This window comes from Deinococcota bacterium, from assembly GCA_030858465.1.
Classification (GTDB): Bacteria; Deinococcota; Deinococci; order Deinococcales; family Trueperaceae; genus JALZLY01.
This window is the reverse complement of the sequence record JALZLY010000180.1, coordinates 1-14435: the sequence shown is the minus strand read 5'-3', so window position 1 is coordinate 14435 and position 14435 is coordinate 1. Positions and strand designations below refer to the sequence as shown.

Here is a 14435-nt window from a genome sequence, read left to right as displayed (position 1 = left end):
GCCCGGCCTGCCAGGCCGCCTCCATCCTCGCCCACTCCCTCTCCCGGCCGACCAGGACCGGAGGGCGCAGGACGCGGAGCGGAATTTGCGGACTTGGCGGTTTCGCTTCGGGTGTGACGGTGGCCTGCCCTCTGGTAATCTCGGCGGCGAGCCTAGCGGTTTCGGGAAGCGGCTCGACGCCCAGTTCGCGAGCCAAGGTGGCCTGGCAGCGTTTGAAAGCGCGCAGCGCGCCGGCGCGGTCGCCCGCTAAATAGTGCAGGCGCATGGCGCGGCGGTGGGCCTCTTCGGCGACGGGGTCGAGCGCCAGCAACCTCTCGCTGAGGGCGAGCGCGTCAGGGTAGGCGCCCGCCTCCTCTAGCTGGTTAAGCTCGGCATGGAGCGCTCTGCTCCTCAACCCGGTAAGGCTCTCGCGCTCGGCGTAGAGCCAGTCGGCAAAGTCGGAGAGGTCGTCGTAGTCGTTGGGGAGCAGCTCGCCCGAAAGCGCGATGACCCCCTGGTAGTCTCCCGCGAACATGGCCACTTTGATGGCCGCCGCGTCCACCTCGAGTTCGGGGCTCGTCGTCAAGAGGTCGCCGCCCGTGACGAGCACCTCGCCCGTCAGGCCGCGCAGCCGTCGCAGGAGCTGCGAGAGGTTGTTGCGGGCGGTCTTTTCGCTCGTCTCGGGCCAGAGGAGACCGGCGAGCTTGGACCGGGACGTCGCTCCCTCGAGCGCCAGATAAGCCAAGAGCGCGGCGGTCTTGCGCTCGAGCGCATGCGCGCTCGAGCCGTCACCGAGCTTCGTGCCCCCAAGAACCGAGAGTCGCCAGGCGGACATAACAGCCTATTCTACCCGCTTAGCGGCACCTTTGCACCGCCCTCTCATCCTTCCGCTGAGGGTGAGCAGGTGACATGGAGCGGACATGGAGCGTCATGTTGAACTCTGCACACGACTTGGTCTATACTGGGAAAGTTGCGCTGGGGTCGTCGGCCCGGCGATCCGAGGAGTCAGCATGAGACACAACATGATGAAACAAAACAAAGGCGCCATCTTGCGCGCCATCGAGCAGCCCTTTATGAAGGATGACCTTCCCGAGTTCGACAGCGGCGACACCGTGCGCGTCGACTACAAAGTGGTCGAGGGCAACCGCAGCCGCGTGCAGGCTTTCGAGGGCGTGGTCATCGCCCGTCAGAACGGCAAGGGCGCCCGCGCCTCCTTTACCGTCCGCAAGGAGAGCTTTGGCACCGGCGTCGAGCGCGTCTTCCCGCTGCATTCGCCGCTCATCGACGCTATCCAGGTGGTGCGCCGTGGCAGGTCGCGCCGCGCCAAGCTCTACTACCTGCGCGACCTGCGCGGCAAGGCCGCCCGCCTCAAGACCGATGTGGGCCGCCAGGAGGCCGACCGCGCCGAGGCGCGCGCCGCCAGGGAGGCGGAGGCAGCCGCCGAGTAAATCCCAGGCCCCAAAGAACCCCCGGCGCGCCGGGGGTTCTTTGGTTTAACGGTGCAGGGTTCTAACGGTGCAGGAGAACGGGCTGCGTGCTCGAGCGCAACAGGGCCTCGGTGGTGGAGCCCAAGAGCCACTCACGGACGCGGCCCTCGCCAAAGGCGCCGATCGCCAGGAGATCGCCTTCCGCCAGTTGCGACAGCAGTGCCTCTACCGCGTCGTCGCTGATAAGAGGAAGGGTCTTTAGCTCGAGCTTTCGTCCCTGGGCGTAGGCGCGCACGGTCTCGAGCCTTTCCAGCGCGACCCTCTCGTCGTCGTGGACGCTCACGGCCAGCAGGGGAAGCCCCAGGCGCTGGGCGAGTTCGGTGGCGTAGACCATCGCCTCGCGGGCGCGCTCGGAGCCGTCATAGCCTAGCACCACGCGCTTTGGCGGCGTGAAGCGCTCGGCCGCCACCAGGACCGGCTGCCTCGAGCCGCGGATGACCCTCTCGACCACCGCGCCCAGACCGCCTGCACCCTCCAGCTTGCTCGACTCGCCGCGCCGGCCCAAGACGATGAGGTCGGCGGTCGCGGCGGCGTCCAGAATCTGGTTGGCGGGCAGCCCCGTGCGTATCTCGGTCTCGGCTGTGAGCCCCTCGTCCGCCAGTTGCGCCTCGACGTCCTTGAGGAGCTCCTTGCCCTGCGCTTGCAAGAGCTCGTTCATCTCCTCGGAATAGGTCGCGGTCGGCACGCTCAAAGCGCCGTAGTCGGTCCAGTAGGACATGTTGGTCAGCCTCGAGTCGATGACGTAGACCGCCTTCAGGTTGGCTTCCAGCTTGGCAGCCAAGAAACGGGCGTAGCTCAAGGTGGTCGGGGTGGCGCTTGAAGCGTCGACCGCGAGCAGAATCGAACCGATCATAAGTGACCTCCCACTCGAGTATAGCCGCTCTGCCGCCCTTACATGCCCAGTGTTGGCGGACGAAATGAGGCGCCTCCGCTTTGTGGCTAGCGAGATCATAAGGGGCACCCACAGGGCCGAGACGCCTTAACGGACGACGACGAACTCGAGCTCGGCCGGTCCGCTCACGAAGATGGGCTCGTGCGCCACCACGCCGACGACCACCGGACCCTGCAGGCGGCGCAGCATGAACATGAAGTTGTCCTCGCTCATCAGCTCGAAGCTCGGCGAGTTGAACTCGAAGAAACCGAGGCGCTTGAGCTCGCGGTCGGCGCCCTCGCGCAGGCGCCGGAGGGCGCCACGGAGCTCCTCCTGGCCGATGAGGCTGCCGCCCGTACCCAGGTAGAGGGGGCGGCTGGTCAGCAGTTGCCCCTGATGGAGCAGCAGGCGGTTCTCCCAGGCCTCGACGCGGACCTCGAGCCGCTCGCCGATGAGCTGATTGTTCTTGGAGAGCAGGACGACGAAGTCCTCGCCGGGCGTGTCGCTGATGGCCTCGACGAGCCGGGCAAACTGGTCGCCGCGCAGCGAGATGCCCTCCGCGCCGCGCCGCTGGGCAATGGCGTCGGCGGCGCGCACCATGTCGCTGAGGGCGATGTTGATCTCGCCGCTCTCTTGTGCCTGGATGCGCGCGCTATGGATGAACTCGTCGTTGGTAAAGGCGATCTGACCGCTCTCGGCCCGCTGCGCCCGCTCCTGAAGCAACCTGTACTCCTGGGCCTGCCGCTCGACGCGCTCCTCGAGCTCGCCCTGCGTGATCTCCAGGTTCTCGTTGATGTCCTGAAGTTCCACGTTGGCCGCATGCAGCGTTTCCGCCTGGTCCAAGAGCGCTGTTAGATTCTGCTGGAGCTCGACCTCCCGGTTCCGAAGGTTGGCCACGTCTTCGCGGGCCGCCTGCGTTTCGTCCCGCGCCTCCCCCAGTTCGCGCTCGGCCTGGGCAAGTTCCTCGCTCAAGCTGCTGAGTTCCCCGCTCAAGCGCTCGAGCTGGGCCTCGCCCGTGAGCCGCTCCGCCTCGAAGCTCGCGCGCGCCTCGGCAAAGCGCTCCTGGAGTTCACCGATGTCACGCTGCAAGGTGTCGCGCTCGCCGAGCGCCTCCTGGAGTTCCGCGGCGCGCGCCGCTATCGCCTCCTCGAGCTCGCCCACGTTGACGAGCAGCTCGCCCTGCCGCTCGTGCAGGCCGCGCAACTCGCGCTCGACGCGCTCGGCGCTGATGATGGCGGTGGTCGCGCCGCGAAAGGCCAGGGCCAGGGTGCTCATGGTGGTCAGCATGATCAAGACGCCCGCGGCGATGCCGACGATCTGCCCGGTCAGCCTGGGCCGCCAGCCGAAGAGGCTCAGCCGCCGCCGCCCCACCAGCGTGCCCAGGACATCGCCCGCGTAGGCGATAATGCCCGCCAAGGCGACGAGGAGGAGGATCAGGACGAGCAGGTAGAGCATTTGAGGCTCTCCTAGAGCTGGAAGTCGCTTCCCAGGTAGTAGCGGCGCACGTTCTCGTCGGCGGCAAAGGCGGCGGGCGAGCCCTCGAACTGCACCTTGCCGTCGAACATGAGATAGACCCGGTCGGCGATCGCCAGGGTCTCGCGCACGCTGTGGTCGGTGACCAGAACGCCCAGGCCGCGCCGCGCGCGCAGCTCGGCGATAAGCGTCTGGATCTCGCGGATGCTCTTGGGATCGACGCCGGTAAAGGGCTCGTCCAGGAGGATGAAGTCGGGGTCGATGGTGAGACTGCGGGCGATCTCGAGCCGCCGGCGTTCACCGCCCGAAAGGGTGTCGGCGCGGCTGCTTGCGAGGTGCGTGAGGTGAAACTCGTCCAAGAGCTCGTCGGCACGCGCGGTCTGAGCCTTGGCGTCCAGGTTTTGGAACTCGAGCACGGCGATCAGATTGTCGCGCACGCTCATCTTCCTAAAGGCGCTCGGCTCCTGGGCGAGGTAGCCCAAACCGCGCCGCGCCCGCTTGTACATGGGCCAGCGGGTGATGTCCTCGCCGCCCACGGTGATGCGCCCGGCGTTGGGCCGCACGAAGCCCACCATCATATAGAAGCTGGTCGTCTTGCCCGCGCCGTTGGGGCCCAACAGCGCCACGATCTCGCCGCGCCCCAGCCGCACATCCACCCCACTCACCACGGTCCGGCCGCCGTAACGCTTGACCAGCCCTTTGGCCTCCAAGGTGAGCGCCCTGGGCGCGGTTTCACTGTGTTCAGTAGTGAGAGCGGTCGCGGTCATATCGTTTCATGCTAACACGCACAGGGTGAGAAGATTTTTTACTGTTGCAACGATGAGCATGCACTATCTCACCAATGACTAAAAATAGCCCTTTGCCAAAACATCATTTTCATCTAATTCATCATGACCTATTAGACGACCCACCTCTTCAAGAAAACGCACAAAAATATCCGATGCGAATGGGTTAGCGTTGAGATGTTTTGCAAAATCTGGCTCTCCTCAGATTACCGGGACACTCGATAAATTGACCTCAATAACTAGGGTTCACCAAGTGACTTATCGGGCCTGAAGCATCGCACCGCTAGACACCTCTTACCTCGATTGCTTGACGGCCGGAAAGGATACGCACTTTCAGTTTCCCCACCAATCTGAGGAGAGCCACAAAAGAGTCTACCGCTTCTCTCTTAACGCTTTGTAAAACAAAGTGGGGTTATACGTTCGATAATGACCTCGAGCCCCGTCAGTGCCTCTCCTTATGCGCCTCGGCATAGATGCGCAGCACCGCGTTGAGACGGTCCTCGAGTGTTAGACCGCCGAGCCTCAAAACAAATCCGCATGCGTGCCCGTCCGAACCAGATAAAGAACCTCGTCTGTAGGTTCATAGACAAGCAACCAGTCAGGTTCAACGTGAAGCTCCCAAAAGGGCTTCCAGTTACCCGTCAGCGTGTGAGGGCGATGGCGCGGCTCGAGCTCCTCGCCTAGCCGCAGCTTTTCAACGACGTGAAAGAGTTTGTCCAGGTCTTTCCCGCGCTTTCGCATGCGTTTGAGGTCGCGCTCGAAGCGTTTGGTCGTCGCGAGTTGGCGCAAATTACAACCCTAGCGCCTTCTTGAGGTCCTCAGTCGTATCGTAATGGTTGAGGTCGTGCCTACCTTGCACCTCACTCATCGCTACTTGAGTCTCAGCGTTAGGTATCTTTAGCTCGAACGGCAATCCCTGCTGCAAGCTCACCTGATGATAAAAGAGGGTAATGGCTTGTGTCGGGGTCATACCGAGTTCGCGGAACACGGCTTCTGCCGATGTCTTGACTTCAGGATTCATGCGCACGTTTACCTGTTCTGTCTTAGGCATGATAGCCTCCCACAGCTATGATTGTATAGTACTTGCCTTTACAGTGGCAACGCAAATTTATACTTCAAGTATCAAAACTCGCGTACCCACACGAGATAGCCGATACCACGCTCGAAAGGGAGTCCATCAAGAAGATGCCTATCTGCTAAATCGCTGCTGTCCACTTCCCGATAAAGCTCACGGATACCGCGCTCACGGGCGTATGCGACCTCCTGCGCCTTAAGGACGAGTCTCAAAGGCACCTCCACCGCTCTGTCAGCGCGCGATACACCGTCCCACAGCGAGTCCATTGCTGTGATAGCGACCATCTCTCACAGCAATGAAAAATGCTTCCTCGAGGTAGCCCTCACCCAAAAAGATGTCCTGCCACTCATCAAGCGTTGCCGTAGGGGGACTGAACACATGCGTGTCGGCATATGCCTCGAGACACAGTGCCGCGACCCGCTCCTCGCGTTTCAGGTCACTCTGAAGATCGGCGAGCGTGCGAAGAACTCGAGGCCCATCAGCACCGAGGTGGTCAAGCCGTCCTCCGTCCCAAAACTGCCCTGTAGAAGGTGCCGTGTTGCAGCCCACAGCGCTGGTCGGGGCATCCGCGCGGATGCCGCTGCTAGCGGCCGACCTAACAGCTTGTTGTCAAGAAGCCACTGAACGTGTAACAGGCGCGCGAGCGGAGCGAGCGTCGCCCTGCAGCGCTGTGTGAGGTGGCCTTTTGCCTCGCAGCGGGCCTCAGCGGTTGCGCAACCCGGCTAGCTCAATAGCGAGCCGGCACCGCACCGCCGGGATCCGGCCGATCATACCGATCACGCCGTTGCGCACCGATCGGGCGCGGCTGCTGCGCAGCGTCGCCACCCGGGTCGCCCGGTCGGTGAAGGCCACCACTCGCTCCGCGACCGGCCGGCGGGTGCGCTCGTACTCGTCGAGCCGGCTCTCGGCAGCCCGCCCGGCCAGCACTGCCGCCAGCGCGTGGCCGAGAGCGACCGCGTCCTGGATCCCGGTGTTCATGCCCTGTCCGCCAGCTGGGCTGTGCACATGCGCCGCGTCCCCGGCGAGCAGGATCCGCCCGGCGCGATAGCGGTCGGCCACTCGGTGGTGGACCCGGAACCTGGAGCTCCAGACGATCTCGTCGACCCGGGCTGCCCCGGTGACTGGGCCGCGCTCGTCTAGCAGGTGCTGAACGTCGGCGATCCCTAGCCGCTCCGGCGCGTCGTCCACGGTGGCCACCACCCGGCGTCGGCCACCGGGCAGCGGCGCCACCACGACCAGGCCTGCGGGGGAGAAGAACAGCATCACCTCGTCGACGCGCAGCGGCCAGCTCATCCGGACGTCGGCGAGCACGAAGGACTGCTCGTACATGTCGCCGGTGAAGCCAATTCCGGCGCACTCGCGCACGGTGCTGTGCATGCCGTCGGCACCGACCGCGTACCGGGCGCGGACCGTCCGCGGCTGCTGCCCGTCGGCGGCAACGGTCACCGTGACGCCGTCCGCATCCTGCCGCAGGTCAGTGCCCACATACGGACGGTGCACGTCGCCGCCCAACTCGCGCAGCCGGCCCAGCAGGATCGACTCGGTGATGTCCTGCGGAACCATCAGCGTGTATGGGTAGCGGGTGGGCAACCCGTCGAAGCGTATCGTGGTTAGCACGTGGTCGCGGTCGCGAACGGTGAAGCGGGGCACCACGTGCCCCTCGACGCGCAGCCGGTCGGTGACCTCCAGCTCCTCCAGCACCTCGAGGGTACGGGCGTGCACCACCGCGGCGCGCGAGGTGTTGGCGCCCTCGGCAAGCCGGTCTACGAGGACGAAGGAGACGCCCTCCGTGGCGAGAACAGCGGCGAGGGCAAGACCCGTGGGCCCGGCCCCGACGATCACGACATCGGTAGTGGCGGGCAGTGTGCCCATTTTGCGCCTCCAATGCCAACGCTTGTTTGCGACTTATGCTCAGTGGCGGGCCGTCCCGGAATTATTCTCCCTCGAACTACGCCCACTGCCGCCCAACGCCGGAATTGAACGGCTGCCCGCGAACAGCATTCAAGTATCGGTGCGAGGAAGCTTGATGACAAGCTCTCTATCGGGCGGTCCGCTCGAATGACTTGTTGGGCGGGGCTTTACGCGGCAACCTCAATATATTCCCCAAATGGAGCGATTATAGCGATTATATTGCACCTCCTTCGCTCTTACGACCTAGCGAACAGATCGCCAACGATGAGCTCGAGCCCTTTCAGCACCGATGAGGTCACCTTGTCCTCCACCCCAAAGCGTCCTTGCAACTCCAAGACGCCGCGCTCCAGCCCGTAGACCTCGACCGTTTGCGCATTGGGGTCGACGATCCAGTACTCGAGCACGCCGTGCTTGCCGTAGGCCTGCCGTTTCACCACGCGGTCGCGCCGGATGTTTTCGGCGCCGGGGGAGAGGATTTCGATCAACAGTTCCGGCGCACCTTCGATCCTGTCGCCCGCCGCGACTTCACCGAGGCGGCCGTGGCTGATGAACACGAGGTCGGGAACCACGCCGCTGAAGTCGTCGAAGAGGACGCCCGGCGCCTGGAACACCTCGCCGACGGGATGGTGCTCGAGGTAGGCGCTCAGCGCCAGAAAAAGTCTGCCAGATAGACGTTGGTGGTGTAACCCAGACGCACGCGTCACGAAAAGCTCTCCTTCAATCACCTCGTAACGGTTGCCGTCCTCGGGCATGAGCGCCAAGTCGGCCACGGTCAAGGCGGGTCTTATTCGAGTCGCCATGTCAGCCTCCGTCATTATGATGCGCTCCTGCCCTCGTGGTTTACAAGGGTAGGAGCGAGAAGCTCAGCCCTCGAGCGCCAGGAGGAAGGGCTGCTCCAAAGCCTCGCAGATCCAGCGCAGGAACCTTGCCGCCGAGGCGCCGTCGATGAGGCGGTGGTCGTAGGACAAGGACAGCGGCATCATCAGCCGGGGCTGGAAGGCATCGTCCATCCAGACGGGCTCCATGCCGGCCTTGGACACGCCCAGAATCGCCACCTCGGGGTGGTTGACGATGGGCGTGAAGCCGGTGCCGCCGATGCCGCCCAGGTTGGTGATGGTGAAGGTGCCGCCCTGCATCTCCTCTAGGCTGGTCTTGCCGCCGCGAGCGCGCTCGGCGGCTTCGTTGAGCTCCCTGGAGAGCTCGATGATGTTCTTCTTGTCGGCGTCGCGGATGACCGGCACCAACAGGCCGCGCTTGGTATCGACGGCCACGCCGATGTGGACGTAGCGCTTGTAGACGATCTCGTTGCTGCCCACATCGATCGAGGCGCCAAAGTCGGAAAAGACCTTGAGTGCCGCCGCGGCCACCTTGAGGATGCTCGCGGTCGGGGTCAGCTTGCCGCCGCCCGCCGCCTCGACCCTTTTGGCATAAGCTTTGCGGAGCTTTTCCAACTCGGTGATGTCGGCCTTGTCGAACTGGGTGACGTGCGGGACGTTGCTCCACGACAGCGCCATCTGCTTGGCGGTGGCGCGGCGCACGCCGCTCATGGGCTGGCGCGACACCTCGCCCCACTTGCCGAAGTCGGGCAGCTTGGGCGCCCGCGCGGGCGCGGCCTGGGAGGGCTGGCCGCCCTCGGCCGCGCGCCTGACGTCGTCCGCCGAGATGCGGCCGGCTAGGCCCGAGCCGCCTATCTGGCTCAGGTCCACACCCATCTCGCGGGCGAGGCGCCGCACCGACGGGGCGGCGGGAATGTTGTGGCGGTCCTCGCCTTCCCTCTCGAGCTTGGCGTCCGGAGGCGCGTAGGGAGCCTTCTCGCCGGCCTCGGCCTCGCTTTCTCCCTCGGCTTTGGCCTCGACAGCCTTTTTCTCGTCCGGGCTTTCCGCCTCTTCCGCTTCCTCGGCGGCCTCTTCCGCTCCCTCGGCGGCGCCGTCCGTCTCGGCGGCTTTGGCGGGAACGTCCTCGGCCGCTTCGACAGCCTCGTCGCCCTCGGCGTCCCCACTCTCGGCGTCCCCACTCTCGGCGGCTCCCGCCCCCTCTTCGCCGAGCGTCAGGATTACCTGGCCGACCTTGGCCTCGTCGCCTTCGGCGACGTGGATCTCCTGGACGGTGCCCGCCACCGAGGACGGCACCTCGACCACGGCCTTGTCGGTCTCGAGCTCCAGGACGGGCTGGTCCGCCTCGACGGTGTCGCCGACGGCGACCAGGATGCCGACGACGACGCCGGACTCGATGCCCTCGCCCACATCGGGAAGTTTGAATTCGTTGGCCACGCAGGGCTCCTCTCAAATCGGTTGCTTTAGGCGAACATCGGGTTGGCTTTTTCGGGGTCGATGTCGAGCCCTTTGATCGCCTCCTGGACGGCTTCTTTCTCGAGCGCGCCCTCTTTCGCCAGCGCCTGAAGCGTCGCCAGGGTGATAAAGCGGGCGTCGACCTCGAAGTGGTCGCGGAGCTGCTCCCTCGCCTCGCTGCGGCCGAAGCCGTCGGTGCCTAAGCTATGGATGGGTCGGGGCAGGTGGCCTGCTAAAGCGTCAGGCAGGAGCTTGAGGTAATCCGACGCCGCTATTATCACGCCTTCGCTGTCGCGCAAGAGGTCGTGGACGTAGGCGCTGCGCGGGGTCTTGTCCGGGTTGAGCATGTTGTAGCGCTCGGCGTCCAAGGCGTCGCGGTGGAGCTCCTTGTAGGAGGTGACGCTCCACACGTCGGCCGAGACGCCGAAGTCCTTGAGCATTTCCTGCGCCTTTAAGACCTCGCCCATGATGGCGCCGCTGCCGAGAAGCTGCGCCCTCAGCTTGCCCCCCTCGCCCTCTTTGAAGCGGTACATGCCCCTTAAGATGCCCGCCTTGACGTCGTCACGGGGCTCGGGCATGGCGGGCTGGGGATAGGTCTCGTTGCCGACGGTGAGGTAGTAGTAGAGGCTCTCGCCCGCCTCGTACATCCGGCGGATGCCCTCGCGGATGATGACCGCGAGCTCATAGGCAAAGGCCGGGTCGTAAGCCATTAGGTTGGGGATGGGGTAGGCCAAGACGTGCGAGTGGCCGTCCTGGTGCTGCAAACCTTCGCCCGCCAAGGTGGTGCGGCCGGCGGTGGCACCCAGCATGAAGCCCCTGGTGCGCATGTCGCCCGCCGCCCAGGCGAAGTCGCCGATGCGCTGAAAACCGAACATCGAGTAGTAGATGAAAAAGGGAATGGTGTTGACGCCGTGAGTGGCGTAGGCGGTGCCGGCGGCGATAAAGGACGACATCGACCCCGCCTCGGTGATGCCCTCTTCCAGGATCTGGCCGTCCTTGGCCTCCTTGTAGTAGAGCAGGTTGGCGGCGTCGACGGGCTCGTAGAGCTGGCCGATGTGCGAGTAGATGCCGATCTGCCTGAAGAGCGCCTCCATGCCGAAGGTTCTGGCCTCGTCGGGGATTATCGGCACGATCAGCCTGCCGATCTCCTGGTCGCGTAAGAGCTTGGCGAGGATGCGCACGAAGACCATGGTGGTCGAGACGCTGCGCTCCTCGGTACCCTTGTAGAACTCCTCGAAGACGCTCTCGTCGGGGGTCTTGAGCGCTGGGGCGGTGACGCGGCGCTCGGGCAAGGAGCCGCCGAGCTGCTGGCGGCGCTCGAGCAGGTATTTCATTTCGGGGCTGTCGTCGGCGGGCTTGTAGAAGGGCATCTTGGCCAGTTCGTCGTCCGCGATGGGGATCTCGAAGCGGTCGCGGAAGAGCTTGACGCCCTCCTCGTTGAGCTTTTTCTGCTGGTGGCTGACGTTCGAGGCCTGGCTCGACTCGCCCAAGCCGTAGCCCTTGACCGTGCGCGGCAGGATCAGGGTGGGCTGGCCCTTGTGTAGGGTGGCCGCCTTAAAGGCCGCGTAGATCTTGCTCGAGTCGTGGCCGCCGCGGTTGAGCCCGGCCAGGTCCTGGTCGCTCCAGCCCTCGATCAGCCTCTTGAGCTCGGGCGTGTTGAAGAACTCCTCGCGCAGCGCCTTGCCGCCGTAGGCCGCGTAGCGCTGCGACTCACCGTCGACGAGCTTCTCGAAGCGCCGGGCGAGGACGCCGTCCTGGTCCTTGTCGAGCAGCCTGTCCCAGCTAGATCCCCAGACCACCTTGATGACGTTCCAGCCCGCGCCCCGGAAAATCGCCTCGAGCTCCTGGATGATCTGGCCGTTGCCGCGCACCGGGCCGTCCAAGCGCTGCAGGTTGCAGTTGACGACCCAGATGAGATTGTCGAGTTTTTCGCGCGCGGGCAGGCTTATAGAGCCCAGGCTCTCGGGCTCGTCCATCTCGCCGTCGCCCAGGAAGGCCCAGACCTTGGCGCTGCCCTTTTCCTTTAGGCCGCGGTCCTCCAGGTAGCGGTTGAAGCGCGCCTGGTAGATCGACATGATCGGGCCCAGGCCCATCGACACGGTGGCAAACTCCCAGTAGTCGGGCATCAGCCAGGGGTGGGGGTAGGAGGCCAAATTGTCTCCCCCGGCCATCTCGCGGCGGAAGTTCTCTAGGTGTTCCTCCGTAAGGCGGCCCTCCAAAAAGGAGCGCGCGTAGATGCCGGGGCTGGCATGGCCCTGGAAGTAGATCATGTCGGCGTCCAAGCCGGCGTCCTTGCCCCTGAAGAAGTGGTTGAAGCCGACCTCGTAGAGCGTCGCCGACGAGGCGTAGGTGGAGAGGTGACCGCCGATGCCGTCGGAGCGCTTGTTGGCGCGCACCACCATGGCTACGGCGTTCCAGCGCAGGATGCCGCGGATGCGGCGCTCCAAAGCGCGGTCGCCGGGGTAGTCGGGCTCTTCATGCGCCGAAATGGTGTTTAAGTAGGGAGTGTTGGCGGTGAAGGGAATGCGTACCCCGGCCTGCTGGGCGTGGATCTCGAGCCTCCTCAAGAGCTCGGCTACCCGCTCCTTGCCGCCGTGCTCGAGCACGTAGTCGAGCGACTCGAGCCACTCCTGGTTCTCGATTTGCTCGAGCTCTCTGGCGAGCTCTTGGCTGTGCGGCTCCTTGTCGCCGCTCTGGACTTTCGCGTCTTGAACATCAGCCATGTTGCCTGGCGCCTCCTTATTGGACATCTAGTTAGACGATAGTTGACGATCCTGCTAGCACAGAGGGTTTTGCGCCGCCTCGAGCGCGAGCGGCAGGACGTTTAGCCTTTTAACTTTATCACAGGCGTTTTGCCCTACACTGCGCCCAAACTGCACGACGATCGCGTGGCCGCTGCTCGGTCAAGCGCGTCAGCGCCCGAACAGGGGGCCGAAGAGCGCCACCAGCAGGAGAGAAAGTCCAGTCCACAAGCCAGTCACCTCGGCAGCACCCGGAACAGACGGCTTTTGTAAGCGCTTCCAGCCGCGGCTGAACCTCACCTTCGCCCGTAGGCCCGACCTCCGATCGAGGTGCCTTGGACGGCCTAACCGGCCTTTGGGTGCTCGAGCCCTACGGCACCAAGGCGGTGGCCGGCAGTTCGGCGAGGCTTGACAAAGGAGAGGGCGGGGGGTAGGCTGGAAGGACAGAAATTGTAAGCGGTTACGAAACGAGAGGGTAAGCCGAGTGAGCGTGAACGCCACAGCCGTCAAAGCGCAGCGCCCGACGATCCAGGACGTGGCCTCGGCCGCCGGCGTCTCGACTGGAACGGTCAGCCGCGTCCTGAACGACCGCCGCGGCGTCAGGAAGACGACGCGGGAGCGCGTCCTGGCGGCGATGACCCGGCTCGACTACCAGCCCGACCTGGCCGCGCGCGAGCTCTCCTTCGGCCAGACGACCCGGATCGGCCTGCACGTCGCCGCCACCAACCGCCGCCTCGTCTTGATCCCCTACTTCACCCTCTTTTTGGAGCACCTCATCAGCGAGCTGCAAAACGACGGCTACCGGCTCCAGGAGATCCCTTCCGGTCCTGACGGCTTGCCCGAGGGGCTCGCCGACGGCATGATCCTCCTGGGCGCCCAAGAGGACGACCCGCGCCTCGCCTACTTGCAGAGCCAAGGCGTTCCCTTCGTCCTCATCGGCCATGGCGAAGGCATTCGCTGGGTCGCGCCCGACGACTACGGCGGCGGGCGGCAGGCCGCCGAGCACCTCTTGCGGCTGCAGCACGAGGCCATCGTCCACGTCAGCGGCTTTACCGGCAGCCAGGCCTTTTTCGACCGCTACCAGGGCTTTAGGGACGTGTTCGGGCGCGCGGGCCTCGAGGTCTCGAGCGCGCAGCTTCTAGACGGCGAGTTCACCAGCCTGGGCGCCTACCGCGCCCTTCGCAAGGCCCATGAGAAGGGCCTGCGCTTCAGCGCGGTCTTCGCCGCCACCGACGAGATGGCCATCGGCGCAATGGCCGCCCTCGACGACTTGGGCCTGCGCGTGCCGGCGGACGTGTCGGTGGTCGGCTTCGACGACCTGCCCGGCGTCGGTGACGGCCTCACCACCATCAGACAGGACATTTCGCACATTGCCGGTGCGGCAGTGGCGCTGCTCAAGGAGGGCCTGCGGGGCGAGCCGCTTCGCCATGAAACGGTGCCGGTCCGCCTGGTGGTCCGCGGGACCACCGCCCGGAGGAGGTGAAAAGGTACTAGGTATAGCGCTCAGGTGAGCTAAGACTATCGGTACATAAGCGGTACACAAGCCCTTGAAAACGGGACGCTTTGGACAAAGCTTTAAGGACTTCAGGAGGAAGACATGAACGTAACACGGCTACTCGTCACCCTGCTCGCGCTGAGCTTTTTAGGCGCCGCCTTCGCGCAGACCACCGTGCGCATCATGGGCTACGGCGGTGAAGACCCCCGCATCGTCACCAGGCTTCTTGGCGAGGTCATCGGCGACGACCTGGCCGCCGAAGGCATCACCGTCCAGTACGAGCCCTTGGAGGGCGACTACAACGCCGCCCTGACCAACGCGCTCTCGGCC

At 64.8% G+C, this 14435-nt stretch carries 14 protein-coding genes; 3 read left to right on the top strand and 11 right to left on the bottom strand.

Translation table 11 applies throughout. From position 1 onward, the window contains the following. A partial coding sequence (locus M3498_09195; protein MDQ3459455.1) for an AfsR family transcriptional regulator occupies positions 1-814 on the bottom strand: 814 nt, incomplete at its 3' end. Positions 815-1004: 190 nt separating this feature from the next. Here M3498_09195 and rplS point away from each other — a divergent pair. Beyond that, positions 1005-1427, top strand: a complete 423-nt coding sequence (rplS, locus tag M3498_09190; GenBank protein MDQ3459454.1) for a 50S ribosomal protein L19 — start codon at positions 1005-1007, stop codon at positions 1425-1427. 61 nt (positions 1428-1488) lie between these two features. Here rplS and M3498_09185 read toward each other — a convergent pair whose 3' ends face one another. The 10 genes from M3498_09185 to aceE form a co-directional block, all read right to left on the bottom strand. Further along, on the bottom strand, positions 1489-2319 hold the full coding sequence (locus tag M3498_09185) for a universal stress protein (protein MDQ3459453.1): 831 nt from the start codon (positions 2317-2319) through the stop codon (positions 1489-1491). A 126-nt stretch (positions 2320-2445) separates the two neighbouring features. After that, complete coding sequence (locus M3498_09180; GenBank protein MDQ3459452.1) at positions 2446-3792, bottom strand: DUF3084 domain-containing protein; 1347 nt, start codon at positions 3790-3792, stop codon at positions 2446-2448. An 11-nt stretch (positions 3793-3803) separates the two neighbouring features. Further along, on the bottom strand, positions 3804-4577 hold the full coding sequence (lptB, locus tag M3498_09175; protein ID MDQ3459451.1) for an LPS export ABC transporter ATP-binding protein: 774 nt from the start codon (positions 4575-4577) through the stop codon (positions 3804-3806). A 78-nt stretch (positions 4578-4655) separates the two neighbouring features. Beyond that, a complete protein-coding gene (locus tag M3498_09170) occupies positions 4656-4739 on the bottom strand; it encodes a hypothetical protein (protein ID MDQ3459450.1) in 84 nt (27 codons plus the stop codon). A 378-nt stretch (positions 4740-5117) separates the two neighbouring features. Next, the gene (locus tag M3498_09165) at positions 5118-5384 is read right to left on the bottom strand and encodes a type II toxin-antitoxin system YafQ family toxin (protein MDQ3459449.1); all 267 of its coding nucleotides are present in this window, start codon (positions 5382-5384) and stop codon (positions 5118-5120) included. A gap of 1 nt (position 5385) precedes the next feature. Continuing rightward, positions 5386-5646 (bottom strand): type II toxin-antitoxin system RelB/DinJ family antitoxin, encoded by a 261-nt coding sequence (locus M3498_09160; protein ID MDQ3459448.1) that lies wholly within the window; start codon positions 5644-5646, stop codon positions 5386-5388. A gap of 726 nt (positions 5647-6372) precedes the next feature. Further along, the gene (locus M3498_09155) at positions 6373-7542 is read right to left on the bottom strand and encodes an FAD-dependent monooxygenase (GenBank protein ID MDQ3459447.1); all 1170 of its coding nucleotides are present in this window, start codon (positions 7540-7542) and stop codon (positions 6373-6375) included. Between the two features lie 275 nt (positions 7543-7817). Continuing rightward, positions 7818-8381: a Uma2 family endonuclease gene (locus M3498_09150; GenBank protein MDQ3459446.1), complete on the bottom strand. Its 564-nt coding sequence runs from the start codon at positions 8379-8381 to the stop codon at positions 7818-7820. Between the two features lie 63 nt (positions 8382-8444). Then, positions 8445-9851: a 2-oxo acid dehydrogenase subunit E2 gene (locus tag M3498_09145; GenBank protein ID MDQ3459445.1), complete on the bottom strand. Its 1407-nt coding sequence runs from the start codon at positions 9849-9851 to the stop codon at positions 8445-8447. Positions 9852-9877: 26 nt separating this feature from the next. Further along, complete coding sequence (aceE, locus tag M3498_09140; GenBank protein ID MDQ3459444.1) at positions 9878-12592, bottom strand: pyruvate dehydrogenase (acetyl-transferring), homodimeric type; 2715 nt, start codon at positions 12590-12592, stop codon at positions 9878-9880. Positions 12593-13100: 508 nt separating this feature from the next. On the opposite strand from aceE, the gene M3498_09135 reads away from it, so the two are divergent. Next, on the top strand, positions 13101-14093 hold the full coding sequence (locus tag M3498_09135; protein ID MDQ3459443.1) for a LacI family transcriptional regulator: 993 nt from the start codon (positions 13101-13103) through the stop codon (positions 14091-14093). Positions 14094-14207: 114 nt separating this feature from the next. Further along, positions 14208-14435: ABC transporter substrate-binding protein (locus tag M3498_09130; GenBank protein ID MDQ3459442.1), on the top strand; the 228-nt coding region annotated here is incomplete at its 3' end.

Excerpts from the sequence above, each read along its gene's own strand:
- M3498_09160 (MDQ3459448.1), bottom strand. The coding sequence starts at position 5,646 with ATGCCTAAGACAGAACAGGTAAACGTGCGCATGAATCCTGAAGTCAAG.
- rplS (MDQ3459454.1), top strand. The coding sequence starts at position 1,005 with ATGAAACAAAACAAAGGCGCCATCTTGCGCGCCATCGAGCAGCCCTTT.
- M3498_09180 (MDQ3459452.1), bottom strand. The coding sequence starts at position 3,792 with ATGCTCTACCTGCTCGTCCTGATCCTCCTCCTCGTCGCCTTGGCGGGC.
- aceE (MDQ3459444.1), bottom strand. The coding sequence starts at position 12,592 with ATGGCTGATGTTCAAGACGCGAAAGTCCAGAGCGGCGACAAGGAGCCG.
- M3498_09155 (MDQ3459447.1), bottom strand. The coding sequence starts at position 7,542 with ATGGGCACACTGCCCGCCACTACCGATGTCGTGATCGTCGGGGCCGGG.
- M3498_09185 (MDQ3459453.1), bottom strand. The coding sequence starts at position 2,319 with ATGATCGGTTCGATTCTGCTCGCGGTCGACGCTTCAAGCGCCACCCCG.
- M3498_09150 (MDQ3459446.1), bottom strand. The coding sequence starts at position 8,381 with ATGGCGACTCGAATAAGACCCGCCTTGACCGTGGCCGACTTGGCGCTC.
- lptB (MDQ3459451.1), bottom strand. The coding sequence starts at position 4,577 with ATGACCGCGACCGCTCTCACTACTGAACACAGTGAAACCGCGCCCAGG.